Annotated in this window: 21 protein-coding genes and 1 pseudogene; 18 read left to right on the top strand and 4 right to left on the bottom strand. The window is 40.1% G+C overall.

The window, feature by feature from the left end; all coding sequences use genetic code 11:
• Positions 1–905: 905 nt before the first annotated feature.
• Positions 906–2,546: an alkaline phosphatase gene (locus MHI51_RS19610; protein ID WP_076182857.1), complete on the top strand. Its 1,641-nt coding sequence runs from the start codon at positions 906–908 to the stop codon at positions 2,544–2,546.
• Positions 2,547–2,677: 131 nt separating this feature from the next.
• On the opposite strand, the gene MHI51_RS19605 is transcribed toward MHI51_RS19610, so the two are convergent.
• Positions 2,678–3,724, bottom strand: a complete 1,047-nt coding sequence (locus tag MHI51_RS19605) for a DUF418 domain-containing protein (protein WP_340394035.1) — start codon at positions 3,722–3,724, stop codon at positions 2,678–2,680.
• A 184-nt stretch (positions 3,725–3,908) separates the two neighbouring features.
• Between MHI51_RS19605 and MHI51_RS19600 the strand changes: the two genes are divergently transcribed.
• From MHI51_RS19600 to MHI51_RS19585, 4 genes are all read left to right on the top strand, one after another.
• Positions 3,909–5,057, top strand: coding sequence for a VanZ family protein (locus MHI51_RS19600; RefSeq protein WP_340394033.1), 1,149 nt, complete (start codon positions 3,909–3,911; stop codon positions 5,055–5,057).
• Positions 5,058–5,210: 153 nt separating this feature from the next.
• Positions 5,211–5,978: an ABC transporter ATP-binding protein gene (locus MHI51_RS19595; protein WP_038572078.1), complete on the top strand. Its 768-nt coding sequence runs from the start codon at positions 5,211–5,213 to the stop codon at positions 5,976–5,978.
• On the top strand, positions 5,965–7,884 hold the full coding sequence (locus MHI51_RS19590; protein ID WP_405173193.1) for an FtsX-like permease family protein: 1,920 nt from the start codon (positions 5,965–5,967) through the stop codon (positions 7,882–7,884). Before MHI51_RS19595 ends, MHI51_RS19590 begins: the two co-directional genes overlap by 14 nt.
• A 5-nt stretch (positions 7,885–7,889) precedes the next feature.
• Complete coding sequence (locus MHI51_RS19585; RefSeq protein WP_076276161.1) at positions 7,890–8,243, top strand: YxeA family protein; 354 nt, start codon at positions 7,890–7,892, stop codon at positions 8,241–8,243.
• Positions 8,244–8,325: 82 nt separating this feature from the next.
• Here MHI51_RS19585 and MHI51_RS19580 read toward each other — a convergent pair whose 3' ends face one another.
• Together MHI51_RS19580 and MHI51_RS19575 are read right to left on the bottom strand one after the other, a co-directional pair.
• Positions 8,326–9,720, bottom strand: coding sequence for a HAMP domain-containing sensor histidine kinase (locus MHI51_RS19580; protein ID WP_341003118.1), 1,395 nt, complete (start codon positions 9,718–9,720; stop codon positions 8,326–8,328).
• A gap of 6 nt (positions 9,721–9,726) precedes the next feature.
• Positions 9,727–10,428: a response regulator transcription factor gene (locus MHI51_RS19575; RefSeq protein WP_076276163.1), complete on the bottom strand. Its 702-nt coding sequence runs from the start codon at positions 10,426–10,428 to the stop codon at positions 9,727–9,729.
• Between MHI51_RS19575 and MHI51_RS19570 the strand changes: the two genes are divergently transcribed.
• The 13 genes and pseudogenes from MHI51_RS19570 (at position 10,400) to MHI51_RS19510 (ending at position 24,106) form a co-directional block, all read left to right on the top strand.
• Entirely contained in the window at positions 10,400–10,825 is a 426-nt protein-coding gene (locus MHI51_RS19570) for a hypothetical protein (RefSeq protein ID WP_081386402.1), read from the top strand. The genes MHI51_RS19575 and MHI51_RS19570 overlap by 29 nt on opposite strands.
• Positions 10,770–11,301 (top strand): annotated as a pseudogene (locus tag MHI51_RS19565) (MMPL family transporter); the annotation flags it as partial. The gene MHI51_RS19570 and the pseudogene MHI51_RS19565, both read left to right, overlap by 56 nt.
• Before the next feature lie 294 nt (positions 11,302–11,595).
• Positions 11,596–12,459, top strand: coding sequence for a MurR/RpiR family transcriptional regulator (locus MHI51_RS19560; RefSeq protein WP_042129113.1), 864 nt, complete (start codon positions 11,596–11,598; stop codon positions 12,457–12,459).
• Positions 12,460–13,033: 574 nt separating this feature from the next.
• On the top strand, positions 13,034–13,939 hold the full coding sequence (murQ, locus tag MHI51_RS19555; RefSeq protein ID WP_076217895.1) for an N-acetylmuramic acid 6-phosphate etherase: 906 nt from the start codon (positions 13,034–13,036) through the stop codon (positions 13,937–13,939).
• A 57-nt stretch (positions 13,940–13,996) separates the two neighbouring features.
• Positions 13,997–15,451: an ABC transporter substrate-binding protein gene (locus MHI51_RS19550; protein ID WP_076190768.1), complete on the top strand. Its 1,455-nt coding sequence runs from the start codon at positions 13,997–13,999 to the stop codon at positions 15,449–15,451.
• 104 nt (positions 15,452–15,555) lie between these two features.
• Positions 15,556–16,458, top strand: a complete 903-nt coding sequence (locus MHI51_RS19545) for a carbohydrate ABC transporter permease (protein ID WP_405173192.1) — start codon at positions 15,556–15,558, stop codon at positions 16,456–16,458.
• 18 nt (positions 16,459–16,476) lie between these two features.
• Positions 16,477–17,337 (top strand): carbohydrate ABC transporter permease, encoded by an 861-nt coding sequence (locus MHI51_RS19540; RefSeq protein WP_076127188.1) that lies wholly within the window; start codon positions 16,477–16,479, stop codon positions 17,335–17,337.
• Positions 17,337–18,557: an anhydro-N-acetylmuramic acid kinase gene (locus MHI51_RS19535; protein WP_076127187.1), complete on the top strand. Its 1,221-nt coding sequence runs from the start codon at positions 17,337–17,339 to the stop codon at positions 18,555–18,557. Before MHI51_RS19540 ends, MHI51_RS19535 begins: the two co-directional genes overlap by 1 nt.
• Positions 18,558–19,529 carry a GNAT family N-acetyltransferase gene (locus MHI51_RS19530; protein WP_405173191.1) on the top strand — a complete coding sequence of 324 codons (972 nt, stop codon included), beginning with the start codon at positions 18,558–18,560 and terminating at the stop codon, positions 19,527–19,529.
• A gap of 2 nt (positions 19,530–19,531) precedes the next feature.
• Positions 19,532–20,239, top strand: a complete 708-nt coding sequence (locus MHI51_RS19525; RefSeq protein WP_076106428.1) for a PIG-L deacetylase family protein — start codon at positions 19,532–19,534, stop codon at positions 20,237–20,239.
• Between the two features lie 98 nt (positions 20,240–20,337).
• Positions 20,338–21,480 (top strand): exo-beta-N-acetylmuramidase NamZ domain-containing protein, encoded by a 1,143-nt coding sequence (locus tag MHI51_RS19520; RefSeq protein ID WP_076316285.1) that lies wholly within the window; start codon positions 20,338–20,340, stop codon positions 21,478–21,480.
• 17 nt (positions 21,481–21,497) lie between these two features.
• A complete protein-coding gene (locus MHI51_RS19515) occupies positions 21,498–23,060 on the top strand; it encodes a glycoside hydrolase family 3 protein (RefSeq protein ID WP_341003115.1) in 1,563 nt (520 codons plus the stop codon).
• A gap of 128 nt (positions 23,061–23,188) precedes the next feature.
• The gene (locus tag MHI51_RS19510; protein WP_405173190.1) at positions 23,189–24,106 is read left to right on the top strand and encodes an N-acetylglucosamine kinase; all 918 of its coding nucleotides are present in this window, start codon (positions 23,189–23,191) and stop codon (positions 24,104–24,106) included.
• Between the two features lie 96 nt (positions 24,107–24,202).
• On the opposite strand, the gene MHI51_RS19505 is transcribed toward MHI51_RS19510, so the two are convergent.
• Complete coding sequence (locus MHI51_RS19505; RefSeq protein WP_340010565.1) at positions 24,203–25,411, bottom strand: GNAT family N-acetyltransferase; 1,209 nt, start codon at positions 25,409–25,411, stop codon at positions 24,203–24,205.
• Positions 25,412–25,436 lie beyond the last annotated feature (25 nt).

Raw genomic sequence — 25,436 nt, 5'->3', positions numbered from 1 at the left:
AATTGGGATGATAAATTTAAGTGCCATCCATACATAGACCCCAGGTAAGCCGTGAATCAAAAATACACAGATCCATGACAGTAAAGCTGCAGCCAACATTGTACTACCTAAATACCCGAATGTTTGAGTTATTTTTTTCATATTCGCTCCTAACGTATAAGAAAGCGTCTAATAGGTAGATGAATATAACTGGAAAATCACTTCGGCTGCTAACATATCCGAGGCTCGACCCGGTGATTTGGATAATACCACCGTAGGGAAATCTGAAAAACAATCATTTGTGCAACTGTATTTGTCTTGTACCGTTCTTTGAAGTTAGTAATAGACTATATCAATCTCAGAGAAGGAGTTGATTTAGTTGGCTAACAGTGATATACGTCTTACTCTTTGGTCGGGTACTAATTTTACCAATCGCCGGATTCGATTCAGACGTGGAGGAGTTGCGGTTCGTGATCTTGGAGCGTTTCGGTTTAACAACGTTCTCTCGAGTTTCCGTCTCAGAAATGTTGTGCAGAGCTCTCAAGTAACGCTTGTACTATTTTCGCGAATTAACTTTCAGGGATCGTTCCGTGTATTCCGTGGCAGCCAAAACGTAGCGAACTTGAATAATTTTAACTTTAACAATGTCACATCTTCGTTGATATTGGTAGACCGTATCCTTACAAGCTCCGAAATTTCCCAAATTCAAAGCACGGGTAGAGCGCCTCGAGATGTCCTCGTAATAAGACAATAATAATGCAAAGGGTGCCCCTAGGGCGCCCCTTTTTTACAAATATCAGTAGCACAGGTCAAGACAAAATATGCATAGAATTTAATATAAAATAAGAGAATAGGTGCTGCTCCCGCAAACAATCCTCCTTTAAACTAGTAACGTACTTAACAAAATCTGCTAGAGGAGGATTCAAATGCGCAAAAAGGTTATCGGGAGAATTTGCAGTACAGTTATGGTTTGCAGTCTGCTTGCAGCAGGCAACGGAACATCCTACGCCGATGGCGCCAATAACTCTGATGCTCCTACCAACAAATCTGTCAAAAACGTAATCCTGTTTATTACGGATGGGATGAGCTTATCCGATGTGAACTTGGCCAGATGGTATCAGGGAGGTCAGGCGCTTGCGATGGATAAGTATTTCAGCGGGCTGGTGAGAACCTATTCTACGGATTCACTGACCACAGATTCCGCTGCGGGAGCTACGGCTTATGCCACAGGCCATAAGGTTAAGAGTGAGACGGTATCCATACTTCCAGACCGAATAACGATGCCTTTCGTAAGCGCAGTTAAACCAGAGGACATGAACAAACCTCTGCCTACCCTTATGGATGCAGCGAGAATGGCAGGGAAAAGTACAGGAACGGTATTCACTTGTGAATTAACGGATGCGACACCGGCTACATTTTTAAGTCATGCATACACGCGTGACAATGCGCAGTCTATTGCAGAACAGATGGTCTATAGTGGTGTAGATGTTCTACTTGGGGGCGGTTCCGGGTATTTGGTACCCGGCAAAGAAGACATTAACCGCAAGGACGGAGAAGATTTAACCAAAATCCTGAAATCAAATGGGTATGAATACGTAACGGATAAAGCAGGTTTAATGAATTCTAAAACGAATAAAATCTGGGGACTATTCAACCCCGAAGCACTGGATGCTGATTTTGACCTGAACCCGCAAAAGCAACCGAGCCTTGCCGAAATGACCAATGTAGCGATAGAGAAGTTGTCACAGAACGAGAATGGTTTTATTCTGATGGTCGAAGCAAGCCAGATTGACTGGTATGGTCATGATAACGATCCAGTGGGGATTATGAGTGAGACCTTAGCGTTTGATAAAGCCTTCAAAGCCGCTGTTGATTTTGCAGAAAAGGACGGGAATACAGCAGTCTTATCGGTTTCGGATCATGCTACCGGCGGGCTCAATATGACGAACTATGATTCTACCAAAGACCTAATCTCCGTGCTGAAGAAAGCGAAGCACACCAGTTATTACATTGAAGGCAGTATTAATGAGAGCAATTTTAAAAAGGTCCTTGCGGATAATTATGGACTTAGTGATCTAACCAAAGAAGAAGCGGATCAAGTCAGATTGGGAATGCAGGACAACCTTTCGCCAGTCATCGGTAAAATTTTGGGGGATAAAATAGGTGTAACCTTCTCTACGGATGATCACACATCGGAAGAAGTTGGATTGTTCGCCTACCATCCGGCTAATTTTAAACCGACCGATTTCATGAACAGCGGTGTAATCCAGAATACGGATGTGAATAAGTATATTCAAGAAGTGACCGGACTCAATCTGGCGCAGCTTCAGGATACACTGTACGTATCCAGTGATAAATTCAAGGCCAAAGGAGCTACGATTACCCTAGATAAGACCGATAAGACTAATCCGGTGGTTGTAGTGAAAAAAGCAGGCCAAGTTCTCAAGCTGCCTATAGATAAAAATATCGCCATTCAGGATGGCAAAACAACGAAACTAAATGTGCTGACAGTAATGATTAAAGATAAAGTGTGGATTTCGCAGGATGCTTTGGACTTAATTCTCTAATTCTTAAAGTTCATGTTGTGATCTGTCGCCTAAAAGTTAAAGCGCTTAAACCCAAAAACCCCTTTTTAAAAGGGGTTTTTGGGTTTAGATAAGAAATTCCGACTTGAATTGAGGCGAGGAAAGCGAAGCTTTTATCGTTTGATTGCAGGCCTTGTTCCATAGGTCATCAAGCGCCAAACCTTTTCTAAAGGGCCCATGGAAAAAAACTTGAACCAAATGGTGCTAAAAATGATTTGAATCATATAAATCAGAACTGCGATGTAGAGAATATCTTTTGGTGAAACGACTTCGAGACCTATCATTGAAATGATTGCCGTCCCTATAATGCTTTGTGCTACATAATTTGTAAACGCCATTTGACCCACCCGTGATATGGGTTTCAGGAATTTCACCATTTGTTTATTTTCTAATAGTAGAAATAATGTTGTTAAGTAGAACAAAGTGGTTGGGAGAGATCCTAAGCCCGTAACTGAATCTACATTGCTGTTCCCATTTTGAGAAGCGTTCCAAATCCATAGTGAAAAACCAATGAACAACAGAAATGATACCATTTGAATCCATCTAATGGGTCTTGTTAATCCTTGTATGTGTGTCAGCCAACCTGACTTTGCGGTTAAAAAACCAGCTAAAAACATAATAAAGATTTGTATAGCGTCATTAGAAAAAATATCAAGAATAGATGAGATTGCCCCTTGAGAAGGCAGGAATATTTTTACCACTAAGGAAATGATGTAAATGGATGTCATACCCATAAGCCACTTTTTAAGTGTAGAAACCGTTGTGTGATAAAAAGGGATCAGAAACAATCCGATAATGGCATATGCGGGCAGAATGGTTCCCCAAAAGATAAATACATGAATGATTCCCAGCAGCAAAAGGATTAGTAAACGTCTAGCCATACGCCATCTGGGTTTATCTCCCCGGCTTTCGGCTCTTGAGGCGAAAATGTATAGACCTACACCAAATAGGAATGAAAAAATAGAAAAGAACTTTTTTTGTACGAAGATGATTATCAAGCTATGGATGATTCCATTAATGCCACTATAGTCTGGTAAGGGATCTCCTTCCATAATAACTTTAAAGGCTCCAACATTTATAAGCAGAATGCCAAAAAGAGCAAGTCCGCGAATGATGTCGAGTGAAATGATTCTTTCTTTTTGCGAAATGGAGGGATTCATTAATAGTGCTCCTTTGAAAATATTTTTATTTGCCTAGGAGTCAGTATAAGTTGCGAACCTTACATTAAATTGATGCCAACATTACAGGATCCTTAAATTTGATAAAATGTTCCAACTCCAGTTGAATTAGAATCAGTTTTATGGTTAATATGAATACTAAATCATTTTGGGGTGTGAACTAGAAATGTCAGCATATACTCAACCGATCTTTGTGGCAGCGATCTTTTTTGTGGTTTTAGCATTTGCCTTATTTATCCCATGGCTCATTTATACCTATAGAAAATATAATTACCTTCCCTTTTCTACCACGTTAATTTCGTTTTCGTTTATCTTTTACTTTCTAGCAGCGTTATTTTTAGTATTGTTGCCGTTGCCGGAAATGCGTAACACTTGTTCTCTTCAAAAACCGGGTACACAACATTATTCACTTATGCCATTTCAATTTATAGTGGGCACCTTTGGGAATAGTGGCATCGTGTTATCACAGCCTGCAACTTATAGGCTATTATTTAGCCAACCCTCATTCTATCAAGCGTTTTTTAATTTCTTGCTATTATTACCTTTTGGTGTTTATCTGCGATACTTTTTTCAAGATAAGAAATATTGGAAGAAAGCTCTAGGCTTCACGTTCTTATTAACTTTATTTTATGAGATAACACAGGTAACCGGCATTTACGGGATTTATAATTGCCCTTATCGTATTTTTGATGTGGATGATTTATTGTTAAATACTACTGGCGGTGTACTGGGGTTCTTTATTGCTCCAGCTGTGTTGGCGTTATTCCCGTCAAAAAAGAAAATTAAGGAGAAAGCGGAAAGATTATTAGCACTTGATGAAGTAAGAGGGATGTCTGTGTTACTGGCTGTTATTATTGATCTATTTATCAGCAACCTAGTAGTTAAAGTTGTGTTGAGTATGACCAACGTTAATATTGTTAGTGAATTTATTGCGAGCACCATTACACTTTCTGTAACCTTTTTTATTATTCCGATGATTTGGAATGGATCGACAATCGGTACGAAAATAATGCGTTATCGCTATGACAGTAAAATAAGTCGAGTGGAAACGAACAAGCGATTATTTAAACGCTTTGGTGCCATTTACGCGATGTACTTCATAACAGTCATTGCGAAAACGTTGAATAATGTGGAAATATCAATGGATTCTCCATTTTATAAGGCATCTATATTCTTAACGCTAGGTGCTGGATTGACCTCTCTCATTTTAACGATCGTATTGTTCGTTCATGTTATATTAGTCGTGTTTGGCAAACAAAAACGCCGCTTTTACTTTGATGAAGCTTCTGATTTATATACAACCAGAAAAAAATGAATGCTATTCAATAGCAAAGGGATACTCCGTAGTCTTAAATGGCTACAGGGTATCTTTTTTTTGTAGATTTAAGCTTGTTGTAAGGTTGGCATGAATTTGCTGTAAGGTTCGGTGCCTATAGTATAAGTATCAGCAAATTATGAGGTGAAATGAATGGAACCATTATTAAAAGTAGAAAACGTAAAAAAAGTGTACGGGAAGTTAAGTGCTGCTTACACAGCGTTGGAAAACGTGTCTTTTGACATTCATGAAGGTGAGTTTGTAGGGATTATGGGACCTTCCGGAGCGGGAAAATCAACCTTGCTAAATTTGTTAGCAACCATAGATTCTCCAACAGAAGGAAAGATATATATGAAGAACAAGAGTATTCATGATCTGAAGGAAGCAGCTTTGTCAGACTTCCGGCGTGAACATCTCGGGTTCATCTTTCAAGATTACAATTTACTCGATTCCTTGACGGTAAAGGAGAACATATTGCTTCCCCTGGCGATTGCTAAAATTCCAGCGAAGAAAATTAATCACCTTGTGACTCAGATCTCTAAAGTATTTGGGATTGAAGATTTACTGGGGAAATATCCTTACCAAATCTCTGGGGGTCAAAAGCAAAGAACCGCTGCGGCTAGAGCGCTCGTGACAGAGCCAGCACTGATTTTGGCTGATGAACCAACAGGTGCACTTGACTCTAAATCAGCAACAGATTTATTGGAAAGCTTAAGTACTTTAAATGAAAATAACAATTCGACCATTATGATGGTGACCCATGATGCCTTTGCCGCAAGCTTCTGCCGCCGGATCATTTTCATCAAGGATGGTTCATTTTCAACAGAAATCTATCGTCGTGATCAGACACGCAAAGCCTTCTTCCAAGAGATCTTAGATGTTCATGCGGCCATTGGGGGTGAGGTAGATGACGTTATTTAGTCTAGCAAGAAAAAATATAGCCAGAAACTTCTCGCAATATTTTTTATACATCGCATCGATGGTGTTTAGTATCATCATTTACTTTACATTTGTGACCTTAAAATATAGTGATACGATAGCAGAACAGACGGCTTCATCCCAAAAACTGGGTTCCCTAATGAGTGGAGCGGCAGTCATTCTTATCTTTTTCGTGTTCATATTTATAGCTTATTCCAATTCATTTTTTATGAAAAGACGTAAAAAAGAAGTCGCACTGTATGCGTTGCTGGGGGTACGTAATCGTCAAATAGGTTTTATGCTCTTTTTTGAAAATTTATTATTAGGATTATTCTCTTTAATAGTAGGGATTGTATTTGGCTTCCTTTGTTCAAAAGGATTTATGACGATTTTGATTCATTTAATGGGTTATGACGTTGTAGCACCCTTTACTTTTTCAATGGCGGCAGCGATGAACACGGCTATCGTATTTCTGGTTATTTTCTTAGTGACATCGTTTCAAGGCTATCGCTTGATCTATCAATTTAAGCTGATTGATTTATTTCATGCTTCCAAAAAGGGAGAAGTGGCGCCTAAACCATCTATGATAGTAGCTGTTCTTGGAGTGTTACTTATTGTCTTGGGCTATTGGCTTGCAATGCAGGACCTTTTCACTTCTAAGGTATGGGCAAAAATCGGATTTCTCATGACCGTATTAATTATTTTAACAACGGTAATTGTGGGTACATTTTTATTGTTCCACAGTGTGACTGGCTTTCTGTTAGCAATGATTAAGAAAAATGAAAAGTGGCTGTGGAAGGGCCTTCATGTAATAACCATTTCGCAGCTGCTCTATCGTATCCGTGGGAATGCACGTACATTAACTGTGATTGCTGTGTTGAGTGCTACAACAGTAACTGCCGGTGGAGCGGTCTATAGCCTGTATTACAATACGAACGACTCGGCAAAAACGATTAATCCGAATACCTTTATGTATCAATTAACAGATGCAGAAATGGATAAACAAGTAAGTGCTGTACTGCCAGCTACAAAATACGATGAAAATATCGAAACGCTATCCATTACATTTCATACGAAAGAATTAAACTCGCGATCCTCGTTCGATAGCTCTGATAAAAGAGGGTATACAGTTATCAATGAAAAAACATACAACAACTTAGCAAATGTACAGCATAAAGAAAAATTAAATGTAAAGGATGGCTACGCGGTTATTTTAGATATCGGATATAACAAAAGGTTCTCACCTATGTATACAGGAAAAACTATAACAACAGGCAACGGCCATCCACTCACATTCCAAAGCTTTAAAACACAAACCGTATTAAATGCAGGTACAGCAGGTATAACAGTTGTAGTCTCGGATGAACAGTATAAAGTATTACGGAATGATGGAGAAGTGCTACGCTATCGTGTTCTTGGGGTAGAGGATGCCTCTGTGGATTTATCTGCAAAAATTGCAAACCAATTACCTGAAGAAGCGCTATTTTCAAGCAGGCCTCAAGATTACCAAACAAGCTTGGAAAGTGTGGGTTCTCTACTTTTTATAGGAAGTTTCCTTGGACTCGTATTTCTGGCTGCAACAGGCAGTATCATTTACTTTAAAGTTTTAACTGAGGCAGAAGAAGATAAAGCACAGTACAATATGCTGCATAAAATGGGTGTCAGTGCAAAAGAAATGCGGAAATCCATTGCGTCACAGGTATTCGTTATCTTTGTTGTACCGCTTATAGTAGGGTTATTGCATAGTGTAGTGGCTTTAAAAGCATTCTCTAGTCTACTGATGATAGATTTAGCAAAGCCAGTGTTGCTCTGGATGATTGCTTATACCCTAATTTATGGGTTGTATTATTTCTTAACCGTAGCTTCATACAATCGTATTATCACACTAAATAATAGAACAGAAGGATGATTGAGATGAAAAAATTTCTAATTACTATGGGTATTTTGTTTGTTGTTGGGGTTGTAGGTGTCTTTGCTCTAGCAAAGATTGATTTCAATCGCATGAATGCCGAAAATTATTATTTACAAATTACAGAGGATGGGGAACCCCATGAATATAAACTGAGTGATGGTACAGTGATGACTTCCTATTCCTATACACTAGAAGCTACAAATGCCAAAGGTAATACAATTCCACTGGAATTTAATGCACAAAAAAATCTTCGTAAAGGCGCCTACTTAAAAATGTATGTAAAAAAAGGTGATCAAGTCTCCTCATATGATGAAGTGAAGGTAGAGGATATTCCGCTAAAAGCAATAAAAAACTAATAAATTGAAGAAGGGCTGTCTCCAATAAAGGTAATGGAGCACAGCCCTTTTCTCTGCCTAATGAGTAAGTAAGGCATTTGTATTATAAAAGTATAGTAATGGTGGTTCCGGTATTCTCAATGCTCGTCATATCGAGTTTCCCCTCATGAGCCCAAATAATGTCTCTTGCGATGGCCATTCCTAAACCAGTACCATGCTTACTCGTTGTGTTTGTACCCCGATAGTAGCGTTCGAAAATCTGTTCCAGATCTTTAGCTGGAATTCCATGACCATTATCAGAAATCGAAATTCGGGTATGAGATTCTGGACCTGTATCCACTCGAATCTTCACCACGACACTTTCATCGTTATGCACCAGCGCGTTGTAGATCAAGTTAAGGATCGCTCGTTTTAGTAATTTTTTATCTACTTTATGCATTGCTTTAGCCATATTCGCCTCAAACTCTATCTGCCGTTCACCAAAGGTCGGGTCATTTAAAAGTTCAATCGTCATTTCTCGTAGAAACTGAACGAGATTCACCTCTTCAAATTGCAGGGATAGCTGGTGATTACGCAAACGTGTCGTTAAATTGAGGTCATCTAACAGATCTTTCATATACATCGATTTACTCTTGATAATTGACGTGTATTCCTGTAATTCTTGGGCCGTTAGATCTGTGGCACTGTCGTTAATAAATTCTGCATAACCTTGAATAGAAGCAAGTGGTGTCTTCATGTCATGTGAAACATTGCTAATCCATTCCTCACGCATTTGATCGAGGCGTTTACGTTCCTCTTCATGTCGATCGAGCTTTTCAGATAGTTCATTCATATTACGAAAAACATCTTCATAAACACCTTTGGGAGTAGGCATTTTCTTAAAACGTCGTTCCCTGAGCTGTTGAATACCCTCTATTAATGTATGAAGGGGTGCAGTTAACTTTTTCCCAAATAGAAATCCAATGAGGATTACAATAAGCACATCAACGATTAAAAAAATGGAAAGAAAAACATTAACATCTTTGAAAATTTTAGCGTAGTCATAGGTCATTACGTAGCGGCCTATTTTAGGATTATTAATCCCTAAAAAGTAACTGAAATGTTGGGCTTCGCTGACAAAAACCGTCGTGCGTGCATCTAATTCTTTATATTTATACATTTGTACAATTTCAATAGGAGAATACTCTGTTTTCAATTCTTTAGGGGTATAAAAGGCAGCTGCTTGCTCCCCTTGGTCATTCAAGAATTGTACCCAGGCGCTCATTTCTTGTAGTTTTTTGAGACCTTCTTCATTCACAACAGGTTTGCCAGCCTGTAATTCTACGTATTGTGAAAAGGTTCGGCTAAAGGTTTCTGCAGATGCTTCTTCAGTGCCAAAGTTATTATTATTTACCTTTATAACGAATAAGGAAAGGAACAAAATCGCGTTTACAATACCAACGATCACAACAATAGTCATAACCGATCTTAAAAAGCGGAGTGTCAATTTCCATTTCAACTAGTCTCACTCCTTGGTATTTAATTTATAACCTAACCCTTTAACCGTCAAAATAAAGGAAGGATTTGAAGGGTCTGCCTCAATTTTTTCGCGTAAGCGCCGAATATGTACCATCACTGTATTATCGGAACCAAAAAAGTCCTCACCCCACGCCTGTCCAAACAAGGTTTCTTTGCTTAGAATCTGATTGGGATGATGCATAAAACAGCTCATTAAACCGACTTCTTTGGCGGTTAGCACGAGGACCTCGCCATTCTTTTTTAATTCTGTCTCATTGGCACTAAGCTCAAAGGGGCCAGCTTGTAAGCTTTTCGGAGCTTTTTTTTCTTCTGTAAAGCCAGCTCTTCTCAGTTGTGCCTTTACCCGGTAAGCGACTTCTTTCGGACTGAACGGTTTAGTAATATAATCATCGCCACCTATCGCCAGTCCTAACAGCTTATTAATTTCCTCGTCTTTTGCAGACATAAATAAGATGGGTGCATTTGATGTTTCCCGAATTTTTCTGCATAAGTCATATCCTTCTCCATCTGGGAGCATAATATCTAGCAATATAAGCTCAGGCTTATACTCCTGAAACTTGTCCCAACCCTCTGCAACGGTCCCGGCAGTTACAACGTCTGGAACACCTTCTTTATGTAAAACAGCCTTCATCAGACGCGCTAAATCATCTTCATCGTCTATGATTAATACCCATTTACGACTTGCCATTTATTTCCCTCCAAATCCGTCTTTATGTACATTATTACATTATAAAGAACTCTTTATTTCTTGCGCAAAAAAATCGCAAAAGAAAGGCTTGCATGAAGATGGATATTACTTAGACGAACATAGCAAAGCAATATTCGGTCATTTATTAAAATTCATTCTAGATATAGACAAATCAGGTAAGGAGGAGAAATTGTTACGCCCCCTGCCTTCCATGGCATTGATCTGCACTGTATATGGCCCTTTGAAGATGTTCGCTAAAATGATGGAAGAAGGTGAGTTACTGTATTCGCTTGAGCTCGAAGAAGAACTTGCAGACAGCTTTTGGAATGCCAATAGATTGCAGCGACTTGCAAGGAGTGCAAGCAGCCTTAACAGGAACAACTGCAACCAATGCTGATTTGCAGAATATTTCACAGGATGACTTTGTACGTACAGCCGTGATTATGCTGGTCGGAATCATAATTGTGCTAATAGTCATTACGCGCTCTGTGTCCAGTTCTCTGTTCATTATTGCTTCCTTGGTGCTAGTGTACTTACTTCTCTTGGAATCAGTGAAATCTTGAGCTGGATCGTTCCATTTTTCAGCTTCATTATGATTGCAGCCCTGGGCGTTGATTACAGCATATTCCTGATGATGCGGTATAACGAGCTTGAAGGGGATGTTGGATCACCTGCGCCGCGTTGATTCCTTCGGGCGTAACGACACTTATACAGGTAGCATTCGTATTAATCATTGCACTATTATTAAGTGTAGCGGCCATGCCGGTGTTCTTGACTGAATTAATGCAGCTTGCTAGCAAATTAAATGGTTCAAGTACGGTGCTACATCAAAGAATGTCGTTGACAAATCGAGTCATATTTAGACGGCAGTAAAATTTAAAAATACATGCGTATTACGTATGCTGAGAACAATAGAAAGAATCTTCGGGGACCTTTGTGGTCCCTTGTTTCACCATATCAGAAAGTATATAATTATCGACTATACCTTACAACTTTATTACGCTATAATCAACGTAAAGTCACCAGATGACCTAAGAGTAGGATGATTTTAATAGATTAATTAATATTAGCTTTGATATGCCGAAACGTATTTTGTTATTGAAATAGGTTGTTTATATTGTTTATGATATTAATAAAGGTGTTAATTAAATCTAGAGTAGGTAGATTATGAGTCTAAATGACAACGTATTAATTAAAATTCGTGATATGCGAGAGAGTTTTACACCAGTTGAACGATTGGTCGGAGATTACATTTTAGAAAATACGGAAGAGATCCCTCATTTGTCGATTAAGGAATTGGCTCAATCGAGTAAGACAAGCGATGCATCTGTCCTTCGTTTCTGTAAGACGATGGGTTACAGCGGATACCGCAATTTTATTGTGAGTATATCGGCATCTTTGGGTTCTCGTGATGAGGATTCAAAGGCTCAATATACAGATATTCAGCCAGGTGATGATCTCTCGACAATTATATCAAATATTTCATTGAATAATTGCAAGTCCATTGAGGATACGCTTAGTGTTATTGATCGAAAAGAAATTACAAGAGCTGTAGAATTACTATGTCATAGTAAGCGAATTGTTTTCTTTGGAATAGGTGCTTCGGGACTCGTTTGTATGGACGGGGAACAGAAGTTCTCGCGAATTAATAAGATGTGTCATGCCTACACAGATGGTCATAGTCAGCTCACGGCAGCAACTTTACTTGAGAAAGATGATGTTGCCATTTTCATTTCTAACTCTGGAGCAACTAGTGATATTATTGATGCACTGGAAATTGCCCAAAAGAATAGAGCGAAATGTATTGCGATTACGAAGTACAATAAAAGTGAGCTTGCGGAGCGGGCGGATATTGTACTGAGCATATCCACACCTGAGATAACAATCCGCAGTGGGGCTATGGGCTCACGTATTGCGATGCTTACGATCATCGACATATTATTTGCTGGTGTCGCAAGTGCAGAATATGAAGAAGTAAAAACCTACTTAACAAAAACGCATAATATATTAAAGAAAAAACTTAGAAATTAGGTTCTGATAGAATGAATGTGAAGGAAAGCATTGATCATGGATCAATGCTTTCCTTTTTTTTGTATTTCATTCGCTAATTCGTGTACTAAAATGTACTACATATCAATCCATGTCAGATTATCTACATGATGAATACGTTGATCTAATGAATATAATAAGTAGTTTAATTCAATAATTAATAGCTTGGCACACAATAATGAGGAAGAAAATGAATGGAATCGAAGACGAAACATCATCCGGTTGAACGCGGATGATGTAACTTTATGTTTCGTTTGGAGCGATAATCAGCAAATAATACATTTTTTTAAATCGCTTTAACCTTAGAGCCATAGCGATCAAAGCAATTGGTAAAAATTTAAATTGTATCTTGTAAGCGCTTTATAAATGTGGTATAACATAGTATGTAAGGAATGAAATAAAACATCAGAATTTAATTTCTTTATGAAATTATATTTCAAAATCTATTGACGAAGCGATGGTGTTGTATTAGTATAAGAGCATAATAATTGTAAGTTAATATAACACGTTTTGTTAACTAGGTGACAGATTGAGACTGGGAAGAAGGAGGATGGCTATGAATGACTACCTTGCGGGATTGACAACAGAGGCTGTGAATCCAGACACATTAATGATTGATGAATGTACTACGGAAGAAATGATCCAGTTAATGAATCAACAAGATGCACTGGTCCCCAGAGCTATAACTGAGGAGATTCCGCAGATTGCAAAGGCGGTAGATATTCTACATCATAGGTTGTCTAATGGTGGAAGAATGTTTTACATAGGAGCTGGCTCATCAGGAAGATTAGGTGTTCTGGATGCTTCCGAATGTCCTCCTACCTTTGGTACAGATCCTTCCTTGGTGCAGGGCTATATCGCTGGTGGTGATATTGCTTTGCGTACTGCGGTTGAAGGCTGTGAAGACGATATGGATGAAGGGATCGCATTAATCGAAAGCATTGGTGTAACAAACAAAGATGTACTTATTGGGATTTCGGCAAGCGGTAGTGCAAACTACGTTATTGCAGCTTTAGCGAAAGCAAAGGAACTTGGAGCAGCCACTATCGGTGTTTGTAACAACAGAGGCTCAAAGTTCGAACCCATTGTAGATGTTTGTATAACACCTGTTGTAGGACCTGAGGTCATTAGCGGTTCGACTCGATTAAAGGCAGGAACTGCTCAGAAGTTGGTGCTTAATATGCTGACAACATGCACAATGGTCAAGTTAGGAAAAACGTACAACAACTTGATGGTTGATCTGAAGGCTAGTAATTTTAAGCTCGTAGATCGCTCGATTCGTATCATCATGAACACGACTGGTGTAGATACATCAACCGCCGCAGAAACACTTGATAAAGCATCTATGAACTGTAAGCTGGCAATTATGATGATTAAATCGGGGTTAGATGCAAAAGAAGCAGAACAAGTACTTAACGCAAACGGAGGACGCTTGAAACAGGCAATCGCATCATTGGTTTAGGTGTGAAAAGTGGAATAACAGGATGGATGCTATTAATAATTGAGGAGGCTGTTTTCGATGAAAAAAAGATCACGTGGATTAACTCTGTTTTTGTCAGGAATCATGATGGTATCACTCTTATCGGCTTGCGGAGGAAACGGAAATAACGCTACAACTTCTACAGATTCCGGTAATACAGGAACTAGTAACGGTGGTTCTGAGCCTAAAAAGGATACGATTACAGCACTTTTACCTCCGATATCAGCGAACTATCAAACACGTTTTGCTGATATGGAAAAAGAATTTAATACACTACATCCTAACTTGACTTTGAAAATCGAACCAGCGAGCTGGGAAGATATGACGCAAAAACTTGATACTCAAGTAAATGCAGGTTCTCCTCCAGATATTGCTTTTATCGGTGCTTCAGGAATTTCGAAATATGCAGCACTTAATGTACTAATCGACCTTAACGGTGCCCTTTCTGATGAAGCCAAGGCCGATTATGACGAAGTTCCATTGAAATATTTCCAACTAGGTGACGCTCAATACGGCCTACCAGCATATATGGAAATCCACACTATCGGTGGTAACAAACAATTCCTTGAAGAAGCCGGAATTGATTGGAAAAGCATTCAGCAAAACGGTTGGACTTATGAAGAGTTCCGTAATGCAATTTCTAAAGGCGTAGTGAAAAATGATAAAGGTGAAACTACTCGTTATGGTTTCGTGTTCGCAACATCTGGTGTAGCATCTAAAGACTATCTAGCTATTCTTGCTAAAACTGCAGGTTTACCAGATTACTTCGATAAAGATCTTAAATATACGTATACAAGCAAAAACTTCTTGGGTCTACTTACATCTATTCGCGAAATGATCAACGATGGTTCTATGCCTAAAGAGCTAAGCTCTATCGATGCTGGCAAACGGTGGAACATGTTCCTAACGGGCCAAACGATGATCACAGGTAAAGGTTTATCTGCATTTGAAAACTCTGCTCGTCTAAACAATGAGAAGATTAAAGCGAACGATGGTTCAGCTGTTGCAGATTCTATTGAAGTTGATTATATTTCACTTCCAGTCCCAACATTCAACGGTGCCGATTATGTCCCTACTTCAATCGTTGATGGTTATATCGCACTTCGTGGTAAAAAAGCTCCATCTGAAGAGCACATCAAAAATATTGCCCTAGCAACGAATTTCTTGTCTTCTGGCTCAATTGCTGCTAACTACAGTAATGAGCTGTTCTTATCACCAATTACTGAATCTGCACGTAATGCAGAAGTACTTGAAAAATTCCCTCGTAACGAAGATAACGTTGCTGCAGGTAAAGCTATGATGGCAAAAGCGCTTCCGGCTCGTACAGATATTCCTACTGATCTGGCTGCTGAAGCATTAAAAATTGAAACAGAAGTTATTATTCCTAAACTACAAGCCTTACTTGCAAATGAGATTGCTCCACAAGAAATGTATGATGCAGTTAAAGCGGCTGCAATTAAATCTTTCGGTAAAGATGGTATTGTAGTTGACTAGTCTGTCGTAGGCTGACATGTGAAAGCTGTGCGTAGCTAGAACGTACAGCTTTCCTTCTAAATTAGCTAGAGCTTGTACTGTTTTTAGAAGAGAGGTGCGACCCAATGAATCAAACGTTGACTAAAAGAAAAAAATCGAAGCTCGAAAGTGACTCAGGTTGGGGATACGCGTTTATCGCAGTAGCACTTATTGCGTTTTCTTTATTTACCGCATATCCAGTCATCAATGCTTTTATTATCAGCTTACAAAAATATGGTCCATTAGGATCCACTTTTGTCGGCATGGATAACTTCGTTAACTCGTTTTCAGATGAACTTTTCTGGAAAGCGCTGAAAAACACGTTAGTATATACGCTATTAACTGTTCCGTTTAATATTCTTCTGTCATTTTTAATTTCAATTTTGATTATTCCTTTCAAGAAAAAAACACAAACGATCTTTAAAGCACTATATTACTTGCCAGCCGTAGCATCTGGTGTAGCGCTTTCTGTTGTGTGGCTGTGGATCTTCGATCCTTTAAAATCAGGTATTGCCAATAAGCTCGTGAGTTTTTTAGGTATTGAAAATCAAAACTGGCTTGGTTCCAGTGCAACTGCAATGTTCTCACTTGTGTTAATGTCATGGTTATCAAGTCATGGTACAGCAATTATTATTTATATAGCCGCATTACTCGCTATTGATAACAGCTATTATGAAGCAGCTGAAATTGATGGCGCGTCTTTCCTGCAAAAGCTTTGGTTTATCGTTGTCCCTTTCCTTAAGCCAACAACGCTATTCCTACTTGTTACGGGTGTTATCGGTTCCTTCCAAGTATTCCAAAACGCTTATCTTATGACAGGCGGTGGACCAGACCATGCAACAACAATGGTAGGTTTGTTAATCTTTAACAATGCGTTCACATATTTTGAGTTTGGTGAGGCAGCGGCACAATCATTAGTTCTAGCAGCGATTATCGGATTTATCTCATTCCTTCAATTCAAGTTTATAGGTAAAGATGTAGAATACTAGGAAAAGGAGCAGAATACTATGGGTTTGTACAACAACAGCTTAAGAAGCAAAGGGTATCTGTTTATACGTAATGGTGCAAACATTACGTTCCTTATCCTATTCGCCGCAGCTACCATATTCCCGATATACTTTATGGTCATTTCCTCGTTCGGTGATCCGGTAGAAGCTGGTGCAATGAGCTATTCTATCCTACCAAAGAAGATTTCATTTGAATCTTATAAATTCTTTTTTAACTTTAGCCCGCATACATGGGACTGGTTATTGAACTCTTTTATAGTGGCAGCGTGTATCACGGTATCTAACGTATTTTTTGCTACTCTTGCTGGATATGCTTTTGCAAAAATGAAATTTAAAGGGAAAAACATTTTGTTCGCTATTTTGCTGGGATCTATGATGATTCCTGTTCAAGTTACTCAGGTTCCACTATATATTTTGATCGTAAATATTTTTGAATTACAAAATACGTACACTGCGTTGATTATGCCGAGCATAGTAACGGTATACAATATCTTCTTGGTTAAGCAGTTCATGTCCTCCATTCCAGGTGAAATTATTGAATCTGCTAAAATCGAAGGTTGTTCCCAGCCTAAAATCTTCTGGTATATCATTATGCCTCTATCTAAAACAATTATGGCAGTACTAGCAATCCTAACGTTCATGGCGGCATGGAATGACTTTTTCTGGCCGTTCCTAGTAACGAATACGATGGATATGCAAACCATTCAGGTCGGCTTGAAAAACTTTCGCTTTGCGAATACAACTTACTTTGCACCGATGATGGCGGGGGCAACCATTTCAGCAGTTCCAATGTTTATTTTGTTCTTCAGTTTACAAAAATACTTCCTTGAAGGGGTAACAGTTGGAGCGGTGAAAGGTTAATGGACAAACAATCAAAAGTGGATGCAACATACTTAGTTGGCTTGATGTCAGGTACATCAGTAGATGGTATTGATGCAGCAGTAGTTAAGCTTTTCCCTTCAGCCGAAAAAGAGCATGGAGTAGAGATTGAATTACTGGCTTTTGAAAACACACCTTTTGAGGTGCAAGTTAGAAACTCCATATTTGAGCTTTTTGATCCCGCTAGCGCTACGATTGATAAGGTTGGCGCAATGAATATGTGGCTTGGCGAATTATACGCCCAAGCCACATTATCCGTTATAGGGAAATGCGGCCTTTCGCCTTCGCAAATATTCGCAGTAGGATCGCATGGTCAAACAATCTATCATGCTCCGGAAGAGAATGTTATGGGCGGCTATAATCTGCATTGTACCGTTCAGATTGGGGATGGTGCAGTTATCGCCAATCGCACAGGGATTCCTTGCGTATCAGACTTTCGAGTTGCTGACATGGCAATGGGTGGACAAGGAGCTCCGTTAGTACCATTTACCGAATACTTATTGTTTAACAATCCAAAGAAAACACTTCTGATGCAAAATATTGGCGGAATAGGCAATGTGACTGTTTTGCCTGTAAATGCCTCCCCGGATGAGGTATTTGCTTTTGATACGGGTCCTGGAAATATGATTATCGATGGCCTTGTATCGCAATTATTTATACCAATGACAATGGATGTTAATGGCGAAATTGGTGCGGGCGGTCAAGTGATTGATGAGCTATTGAAATGGATGCAGCAGGATAAATATTATACGATGCCGTTACCAAAATCGACAGGCAGAGAACGGTTTGGCCAACAATACGTGGCACAAATTATTGAAATGATGAAGGTTAATCACTGGAAAGCAGAAGATGTTGTTGCAACAGCTACGTACTTAACTGCCTGGAGCATCGTCGATAGCTATGAACGGTATATTGCACCGCAGCACCAGGCTGAGCAATTGTTAATTGGCGGCGGTGGAAGCTATAACAAGACGCTTTTGCGTGATTTGCAGCACTTATTTGCACCGCATAACGTGCAGGTGCTGACGCAGGAGGATATCGGTGGTAATAGTGATGCTAAGGAAGCAATTGCTTTTGCTCTGCTAGCGTATTACACGATGGAGCGCTTACCAAACAATATCCCGCTAGTAACTGGAGCTTCACAGCCAGTAGTAATGGGCAAAATTTCCTGGCCCTATATTGGACGTTCACAGGAGGCTTAAATGTTGCAAATCAGACCCTTTTCAATTGAAGATCACTCTGCAGTTGTAGAGCTTTGGAATCGTGAGGCTACAAAATATGATTATAAGCCATTTACAGAGCGAGAGTTTCAAGATACATTCATCGACCATCCTTATTTTGACGCTGACTGTATATGGGTAGGCTGTGACGAAAAAGGGATTGTTGGTTTTGCAGCTGGCTGCTGCGGCTCTGATCTCCCTCTTGGAGATGTGTCCGGTTATATTACGAGTGTTATTATAGATACCCATGTGGCTTCTCTGGAGCTTTACGATGCTTTTCTATTGCGTTTAGAAAAAAGATTCCAAGAACTTGGGAAAAGACAAGCGGATGTATTGTTTTTCAACCCTGTTAAGCTGAAGTGGAGTATACCAAGTGCACCTCAGCATGAGCATAATAATGCCCCGGGCATCAGTAAGGATCAGCCATTATATGAAGCTTTAATGGCTAGAGGCTACGAAGATCGAGCGACGCAATGCGGCATGTATTTAAAACTCGGAAGCTTTATAGTTCCCGAAGATATTTTAGATAAGGAAACCAATGCAAATAGCAAGGACTATTACATTACGTCCTATGTCCCTGATTTACATACAGGGCTTGAAGCAACACTTGCTGCCCTGCAAAATCCGCAGTGGAAGAAGGATATTGTTACTTACGTGAAGGTTGGCGCACCACTTGTAGTAGCTGTGTACGGCAACGAGGTTGTGGGCTTTGCAGGTCCAATTATTTCGCAGCCTGATGGAAGAGCATTTTTTTGCGGTATCGGAGTGCACCCAGAGCATGAGGGTCATGGCCTTGGCAGTGTATTATTTTTCCGAATGGTTGAAGCTTTTCAAAATGTGGGCTGTCAATATATCTCTCTATTCACTGGAAATAATAATCCGGCTCTTCGAATCTATCAAAAAGCGGGCTTTACTATTGAAAAACAATTTTCTATATTGCGGAGGGAACTTTAAAGATGAGCGAAAAATTCACAGTATTAGCAATTGGAGCGCATGTTGGTGATGTGGAGCTAGCTTCTGGTGGTGTACTCGCTAGTCATAGTTTAAAGGGAGATCGCATTGTGACATTAGCGTTAACTGCGGGTGAACGAGGGGTCCCGGCAGGACAGGATATGAAGGAATATCGTCAGCAAAAAGTGAAAGAGGCACAGGTTTTTGCGGATATGCTAGGTGGTGAAGCCATTGTATTCGATGATTATTGTGACGGAGAGTTGCCTGACAATCAAGAAATTCGTATGGAGGTTTGTGATGTAATTCGTCGCGTGAAGCCTAACATTATTATTACACACTGGAAAAACAGTATGCATAAGGACCATGCGCTAACGCATCATATCGTAAATGATGCCCGTTTCTTCGCAAGTCTATCATCCTTTGAACGAGCGCTCCCCGCGCACTTTGCAGCAAGATTATATTACTCCGAAAACTGGGAGGATGCGGTTGATTATGTCCCTTACGTATATGTGGATTTTGATCAAGCGGCATTTGATCTATGGATAGATGCTTTAAGCAAGCATTGGTTTGTGACGAATAGCAAATCTTTCAAATACATGGATTACTATAAAGCACTAGCAGTTGTTCGCGGCTGTGAAGCAAGAAAGACATATGCAGAAGCATTTATGGTGCCTGCTGAAACGGTGAAGGTTAGGCAGTCTAGTCTTTGGTAACTATTCAACTAGCTAAGAGGGAGTGTTTCTATGTATAGCAGGAAACATTCCCTTGTTCTATCCATTTATGCGAAAAAGCAGCTAGGAGGCAGCTTCATATGGTGTTAAATGGGATTGATTCTATAACGAATTATCGTTATTTGTTCGAAGGTAAGCGCGTAGGATTGATTACAGCGCCGACAGGTCTTACGAAGGATTTTGCATCAACGATTACTATATTACATGAAAATTTTAATCTTGCTGCGATGTTTTCACCTGAGCATGGCGTTCGCGGAGATTTGGATGCAGGGGCAGTAGTAGACACTTACATGGATCCTTTTACGAATGTTCCAGTCTATAGCTTGTACCGTAAAGACTCCAAGCGTTTAACAAAAGAAATGCTGAATGAAGTAGACATCATTGTATACGATATTCAAGATGTTGGTGTACGCTATTACACATTTATTTATACGATGCTGTATGCCCTTGAAGATTGTGCAAATGCAGGTGTAGAATTTGTTGTTCTTGATCGTGTTAATCCGCTTAACGGGGTAACGGTAGAAGGGAATGTCTTGAAGCCCGGCTTCAAATCATTTGTTGGAAATTACGAGCTAGCCGTACGATACGGCTTAACAGCAGGTGAGGTAGCAACGATGGCAAATGATCAAATGAATTGGAATGCATCGCTGCATGTCGTTCGTTTGGAAGGCTGGGAACGGAGCATGTCCTTCCCGGATACAGGATTAACTTGGGTTCATCCTTCACTTGGAATACCACGATATGAAACGGCGTTATTATATACAGGAACATGTTTATTTGAAGGCACAAACTGCTCCGAAGGACGTGGAACAACGTTCCCTTTTGAAATGATTGGTGCTCCGTTCATTCAAGCGCAGCAATTGGCAGATGAGATGAACGCAAAAGGTATCCCGGGTGTGCTTTTTCGTCCAGTTCATTTCAAGCCAACGTCATCTAAACATTGTGGCGAGCTATGCGGCGGGGTACAAATTTACATTACAGATCTCCAAGTGCTGAGGCCTTTAGAAGTTGGGGTAACCTTATTATTTACGATAAGAGATTTGTACGAGCAATTTTCATTCCTGCCTCCTGTGAAGGAGGGCTCTCGTCCATTTATCGATTTGCTGGGGGGAGACAACATGTATCGTACGGAAAATATGCAAGCCAAGCAGCTGCTTGAACAGTTTGCAGCGGAAAGCAAGCAATTTGCAGAAATAACACAGCAGTATCATTTATATCGCTAGAGGAAGGTGAATAATTGATGAGAACAATAGAACATATGAGCCTGCGCGAAAAGATTGGACAAATGTTCGTAACAGGCTTCCCTTCAACCGAGATCACTCCTGAGCTGAAGGAAGTTATTGAGCATTATAAAGTCGGCAATATTATTTTATTCTCACATAATATCGACAATAAATATCAATTAGGCGAGCTTGTTACTGAGCTGCAGCAATGGTACATGACACATACTGGTATCCCGGGCTTTATTACGATCGACCAAGAAGGCGGTCGAGTCACTCGTATGCCTAAAGACGCGACCAATGTTGCTGGAGCCATGGCAATTGCTTCTTCAGGACGACCTGAAAATGCGTATGCAGCAGGCAGAATGACTGCCAGAGAATTGAAAGCATTAGGTATTAATTTTAATCTAGCTCCAGTTATGGACGTTAACAATAATGCATTGAATCCAGTCATAAATGTTCGTTCCTATGGTGATTCTGTTGCAACAGTATCCCAGTATGGAATTCAAATGATGAAGGGATTGCTCGATGGAGGCGTCATGTCCTCACTTAAGCATTTTCCAGGGCATGGTGATACAAATGTCGATTCACATATTGGCTTGCCTACCATTGAAAAAACACTTGAGGAATTAGAGCAGCTTGAGCTGCTGCCGTTTAAGGCCGCAATTGAGCAAGGCGCTCAAGCGATTATGAGTGCACATATTTTATTTCCGAAAATTGAAAAATCTGGTGTGCCCGGAACTATGTCTCATACCATTATTACAGAGATATTAAAAGGAAAATTAGGATATAAAGGGTTAGTTGTATCGGATTGTTTAGAAATGGACGCGATCAAACGATACTATGGTACGGCAAAAGGAGCGTTAGGAGCTGTTAAAGCAGGTATTGATTTGGTATTCATTAGTCATACTCCTGAGACAGTGAAGGAAGCGATTCATTTGATCGAAGAAGCTGTAGCCACCGGTGATTTGGATGAAGCGCTGATTGATGCAGCTGTTACAAAAATTTTAGCTTATAAAGCACAATATGCGACGATTGAGGAGCTGGATTATGAACTAGTTGGCTGCGATGTACATCGCCGAGCAAATGAGCTAATGCGTACGGAAACGATCTGCCTCATGAAAGGTGAGCTCCAGCCCATTCATACCGGTGACGAGCAAGTGTTATTTATGGGTTCCTATTCATACCGCACCGATCTTGCGTCCAGCAGCTTGAATCAAGCTCTTAGCTTTCCGCAATATATGGGGGAGCATTTCAATACAGCTTATGAGATTATCGACATTGACCCGAGCGAGGAACAAATCAACGCTGCGCTGCCAAAGGTACAAGGCTACAAGCATATTGTTATCGGCTTGTTCAATGCGCGTGAAAACAAAGGTCAGCTTGCGCTTGTTCAGAAGCTGCTGGCAGCAGGCTGCAAAGTAACGGCCATTACATTAGGTCGCCCGTATGATTTACCGTTAATCGAAGGCGAGTTCTGCGGAATTGCGGCATTTGAGTATACACTTGATGCATTCAAATCACTCCTTCCAATCCTAAATGGTGAGGTTGTACCCACCGCCAAGATTACGATTCAGATGTAGACAAGCATAAACGCCTTCGGCGTCCTTTCAAGGACGGCAAGCGTTTCTGCGAGAAATATAAGGATAATATATCGCGTGAAACATATAAATTCTTATCTTTGAAAAAAGTACAACAAGGGGACATAGGTATGGCATTTATCGTTGGAATTGATGGGGGTGGCACGAAAACAGCTGTCACCATTACGCATGACCAGGAAGACTCTTTATTCACCTTTACTGTAGGGCCTATTAATTATAACGGTGGTGATGCTGATGCTATTGCCGCCTCCTTTGAGGGAATTTTTAGTCAAACGAAGCTCTACTGCGGTAATTTACAAGAAGTTGCTCATATATGTATAGGTGCGGCAGGAATAAGTAATCCGCTGGTCATCAATTTTTTGGAGCAGCATGTGAGAAATAACGGTTATATCGGGCCATTAACGATTACAGGCGATCAAGAAACCGCATTATACGGGGCACAAAATGCGATGCAAGGCATCATTCTCATTGCCGGTACAGGATCGATTTGCTTCGGGGTCAATGAAAAAGGAGAGCAGCATCGCACAGGAGGCTTTGGTCATTTGATTGATGACGAGGGAAGCGGTTATAGCATTGGGCGGGATCTATTATCCGCATTAGTTCAAGTGGATGACGGAAGAATAACCGATACGGTCATCCCAGCGATGGTATATGAGCGGCTTGGCTTAAGTACTGTGAAAGAGATTATTGGCTTTGTTTATGATAAAAATACGACGAAAAAAGATATTGCGCAGCTCGCACCGATTATGACGACCGCATGCGAGAAGGGCGATGCACATGCACTAGCGTTAGCGGAGATATGTGCAGCCAATCTATATGAGCTTGTTGTGCCTGTTATTGAACGGCTTAAGCTATATGAAAGTCCGATTGCGATTGCAGGAAGTGTGCTGCAAAAGTCTCGCTTTGTGAAAGAAGCCTTGGAGCGAAAGCTCGCACAGAGCTACCCGCAAACAAAGCTGATTTTGCCGATTAAGGATGCAGCCTACGGTGCTGTCCTGTTAGGAAGATCAAAAATGAACAAAGACTAGTTTTTATCGCTATGGAAAAATAGGGGTGTGTCATAAGTCCGAGCAGTTGGACTTGCGACACACCCTTATTTTAAAATGGTAGGAATCAAAAATGGCTTAAAATTTATCGGTCAAATAAAACACGGCTTGTTGTTTCGGAAATAGAGCTTGAAGGATGTTAGCGTCCTCCGTACTGTCCTTTGCTGCGCCAGCTTCATTATAGCCGAACATGATATAAGTCATTAGCTCGCGTTCATCTACTTCTATTGAAGTATAGGGATTGGTATGATTACTAGCATCGGAAACAGAAAGCTGCTTTTGCTTATAATCCAAGTAGATACAGTCCTCATTGCTGCGAAGTGCAATATGCAGCTCCTGGCCTGCAATTATGTTGCTACGGTTTAGGCGATCTTCTAATTCAGGCTGAAGCTTATGGAAAGTTGAACTGAGATTGATCATTTTCCACATCGCCATATTGATTTGAATTGAATTTGCTTGATGCTGTTGGTAATAGGAATATAGCTTATGGTCCTCTGGGAGCATCGCTAATATTTGCTTTGCATTTTGGCGCAGCTGACATAAGGCATGAAACAAAGCTTCAACACCGTTTTCGGCTTCGTTCAAATACAATAATTCATTAATAAATACTTGTTCAGTATCTTTCTTTTCAATGATGCCATAAGCAACGATTTTTCCATTTCTGCGAAGGAGCAAGCAGTCAACTTTCTTCCATTCCGGCCAGGTCAATAAATCATTCCAATACGTTTTACTTCGGATCACGGTGTAGGTACGATTCTTATTAAATTGTTCATAGATGAAACGGATATCATCGAGATAACAGGCTTCAAAAGGAATGATTTCATCACTGCTTTGCTGCTGCTCCAAACTTGCTGGTTTTTCAATTGCGAAAGCAGTCTCGGGAATAAGTCTCCAGCCAGCTTTTTCATAAAACGCATGCTTACTAGCCAAAAGCAAGCTTATATCATAATCGGTTTCTTTCATATAGTTGGTCTGCGCATGAAGAATTTTGTGTGCAAGCCCCAGCCCGCGGTAATTTAGATCTGTACCGACACTCCCCATTGCACCCGTTTTCAAGATCGCTTGACCGACTCTAATATGAAACGGAAAAATTTGTACATTAGATGCAATCTTATCGTCAACCATCGCAAACCATGTTGTATCTGGATCATATGTGGTGTCTAGGTCTAATCTTTCTTGGAAATAAGCTCGGCCTACGGAAAAGCATTCATCTAAAATATCGTAAATCTTTTCAAGCTGCTCTCTAGTTGGATGGTTCATTACGATGATGTTTGGTGTCGTCGTCATCTTTCATTTCCTCCTGCGCCGTAAT

It is taken from the genome of Paenibacillus sp. FSL H8-0260, from assembly GCF_045040625.1.
GTDB lineage: Bacteria > Bacillota > Bacilli > Paenibacillales > Paenibacillaceae > Paenibacillus_AQ > Paenibacillus_AQ odorifer.
Note: the sequence above shows the minus strand (reverse complement) of the source record. Positions and strands in the feature narration are given on the sequence as shown.

Excerpts from the sequence above, each read along its gene's own strand:
- MHI51_RS19545 (WP_405173192.1), top strand. The coding sequence starts at position 15,556 with ATGAATCAAACGTTGACTAAAAGAAAAAAATCGAAGCTCGAAAGTGAC.
- MHI51_RS19525 (WP_076106428.1), top strand. The coding sequence starts at position 19,532 with ATGAGCGAAAAATTCACAGTATTAGCAATTGGAGCGCATGTTGGTGAT.
- MHI51_RS19515 (WP_341003115.1), top strand. The coding sequence starts at position 21,498 with ATGAGAACAATAGAACATATGAGCCTGCGCGAAAAGATTGGACAAATG.
- MHI51_RS19605 (WP_340394035.1), bottom strand. The coding sequence starts at position 3,724 with ATGAATCCCTCCATTTCGCAAAAAGAAAGAATCATTTCACTCGACATC.
- murQ (WP_076217895.1), top strand. The coding sequence starts at position 13,034 with ATGAATGACTACCTTGCGGGATTGACAACAGAGGCTGTGAATCCAGAC.
- MHI51_RS19590 (WP_405173193.1), top strand. The coding sequence starts at position 5,965 with ATGACGTTATTTAGTCTAGCAAGAAAAAATATAGCCAGAAACTTCTCG.
- MHI51_RS19510 (WP_405173190.1), top strand. The coding sequence starts at position 23,189 with ATGGCATTTATCGTTGGAATTGATGGGGGTGGCACGAAAACAGCTGTC.
- MHI51_RS19505 (WP_340010565.1), bottom strand. The coding sequence starts at position 25,411 with ATGACGACGACACCAAACATCATCGTAATGAACCATCCAACTAGAGAG.
- MHI51_RS19535 (WP_076127187.1), top strand. The coding sequence starts at position 17,337 with ATGGACAAACAATCAAAAGTGGATGCAACATACTTAGTTGGCTTGATG.
- MHI51_RS19610 (WP_076182857.1), top strand. The coding sequence starts at position 906 with ATGCGCAAAAAGGTTATCGGGAGAATTTGCAGTACAGTTATGGTTTGC.
- MHI51_RS19530 (WP_405173191.1), top strand. The coding sequence starts at position 18,558 with ATGTTGCAAATCAGACCCTTTTCAATTGAAGATCACTCTGCAGTTGTA.
- MHI51_RS19520 (WP_076316285.1), top strand. The coding sequence starts at position 20,338 with ATGGTGTTAAATGGGATTGATTCTATAACGAATTATCGTTATTTGTTC.
- MHI51_RS19550 (WP_076190768.1), top strand. The coding sequence starts at position 13,997 with ATGAAAAAAAGATCACGTGGATTAACTCTGTTTTTGTCAGGAATCATG.
- MHI51_RS19570 (WP_081386402.1), top strand. The coding sequence starts at position 10,400 with ATGATTAATACCCATTTACGACTTGCCATTTATTTCCCTCCAAATCCG.
- MHI51_RS19595 (WP_038572078.1), top strand. The coding sequence starts at position 5,211 with ATGGAACCATTATTAAAAGTAGAAAACGTAAAAAAAGTGTACGGGAAG.
- MHI51_RS19600 (WP_340394033.1), top strand. The coding sequence starts at position 3,909 with ATGTCAGCATATACTCAACCGATCTTTGTGGCAGCGATCTTTTTTGTG.
- MHI51_RS19575 (WP_076276163.1), bottom strand. The coding sequence starts at position 10,428 with ATGGCAAGTCGTAAATGGGTATTAATCATAGACGATGAAGATGATTTA.
- MHI51_RS19560 (WP_042129113.1), top strand. The coding sequence starts at position 11,596 with ATGAGTCTAAATGACAACGTATTAATTAAAATTCGTGATATGCGAGAG.
- MHI51_RS19540 (WP_076127188.1), top strand. The coding sequence starts at position 16,477 with ATGGGTTTGTACAACAACAGCTTAAGAAGCAAAGGGTATCTGTTTATA.
- MHI51_RS19585 (WP_076276161.1), top strand. The coding sequence starts at position 7,890 with ATGAAAAAATTTCTAATTACTATGGGTATTTTGTTTGTTGTTGGGGTT.